Genomic DNA, 1,748 nt, shown 5'->3' on the forward strand with positions numbered 1-1,748 from the left:
TTCTAAGTATAACTCCCTTAGTTCAGGGGGAAATTTAAATCCGAGTCTTTCCTCTGCTTTTATAAGGTCATTTTCTTTTAATGGAAAAAAATTATGATTACTATTTTTAATATAATCAAATTTAGCCACCATCAATTACCTCCTTGGAAACAATTTATTTGATGGAGATCCTATACCATGAATGCCTGCCTGATGTTCATCAGGCAATTTGGCAGGATATATATTAATTGTTCCATTTGCGCTTTATGAATTTTTAATCCTGTTGTTGTCTCTACATTTCTAAAATAATCTAAGTTTATCTGTTTTTTTATAGTAACAGCATGTCAATTAAAAAATTAGGCTCTTTTCTTTTCTATTCTTTTTCATCCATTTTCTGCTTTAAATATTCAGCAATTTCTGTTTGCCCAAATTCTCTAGCATATTCATATGCATCCATATTCTTAATACTCTCTCCCGTATATCTAATTGAAATATCTATTCCTTTTTCAACTAGAAACTCCACAACTTCTTTATGCCCACCATAAATCGCTCCAAATAATGGATTTCTTTTTGCTAAGCTTACATCTAATTCTGCGCCTGCCTCTATTAAATACTTTACTATCTCCAAATGCCCCGCTCCTGCAGCCACTCTTAAAGGAGAAGCATCAAATATATCACCTTTTGTATTGACATCAATTCCTTTATTGATTAGATATTCTACTATTCCAAAATGTCCTTTCTTTGCTGCAACATGTAAGTAACCACGTACCAAATGGTGTCATTGTATGTAAAGTTTCTGGATTATCGCCTATTAAACGCTTTACTTCATTAATATCACCGAGCTTAATAGCATTTCTTATAGTTTTATTTAGACTTTTTTCATCCATTACATTACCTCCTGTATTTCTACTATCTTGAACTAGCTATGTCTCCTAAATCTTCAAGAGCTTCAACATTCCTTAACCGATTCACTACTTCCTAGAGCATCAATACTATGTCGTCCTATTACAGCATTGACATAAAAAACCTTGAAAAGCTTAAGCTAATCAAGGTTTTTTATCTAAATTACAAGTATTCTATTGCACCTAAAAACTCTAAATTACTATAATTAATTGTAGTTTTCTTTTTTATTCCCTCATATTTAAAGTTGTATAAAAGAATTACAACATTATACTGTCTTGGCAACTGTGCCCCGCACAATGAAGAAAATTTAGGAATAATGTCATCATCGTAAGAGAATCCTTCTAATAATCGACTAAGCGAGTTATCAGCTTCATCATAAAAATCCGCTTCTCTAACAGCATCGTCATATCTATCGATTCCAAAGCTTTGAGCAAACATTGATGGAATAAAATCCCCATCCTCTGTATAAGAAATTTCAAGTAAATTGTCTAATTCCTCTGATGAGTTAATATTCCCTACCCAAAATGATACAAATCCTTCTTTTTGCATAAGCTACCTCCTATTGAGTTTCAATCCACCTAAGTGATAGATATTAACATTCAGTAGTAGAGTTATTTCTATTCTTAAAATAATAAACGGTTCACTGGGAAGCCCTACAAAAAAAGGAACTTTGAAAGGCATTTTGCCAATCAAGGATAAGTTTCAATAGTTATTACTCCATCATATCAAAAAAGTATTCATTGTCTTCATCAACTTTTTTTATAAAACTCTCTAATGAAACAGCTATTTTATTGTCAAAGAAGTGTACAGAGTTCCTTTGAGTATCATTTAAATCAAGTGTTAAATATACACCCTCGTTTACTTCA

1 protein-coding gene and 1 pseudogene are annotated in these 1,748 nt (G+C 31.6%); both read right to left on the reverse strand.

Features of this window, described 5'->3' with window-relative positions; translation table 11 throughout:
* Positions 1-352: 352 nt before the first annotated feature.
* Positions 353-866, reverse strand: a pseudogene (locus ADA55_RS13655) (ankyrin repeat domain-containing protein).
* A 178-nt stretch (positions 867-1,044) separates the two neighbouring features.
* Positions 1,045-1,431 carry an immunity 22 family protein gene (locus tag ADA55_RS13660; protein WP_048684675.1) on the reverse strand — a complete coding sequence of 129 codons (387 nt, stop codon included), beginning with the start codon at positions 1,429-1,431 and terminating at the stop codon, positions 1,045-1,047.
* Positions 1,432-1,748 lie beyond the last annotated feature (317 nt).

Source organism: Bacillus sp. 220_BSPC, from assembly GCF_001054655.1.
Taxonomy (GTDB): domain Bacteria; phylum Bacillota; class Bacilli; order Bacillales; family DSM-1321; genus Peribacillus; species Peribacillus frigoritolerans.

Bases quoted from the DNA above. Each gene is read 5' to 3' on its own strand.
- ADA55_RS13660 (WP_048684675.1), bottom strand. From the start codon at position 1,431: ATGCAAAAAGAAGGATTTGTATCATTTTGGGTAGGGAATATTAACTCA.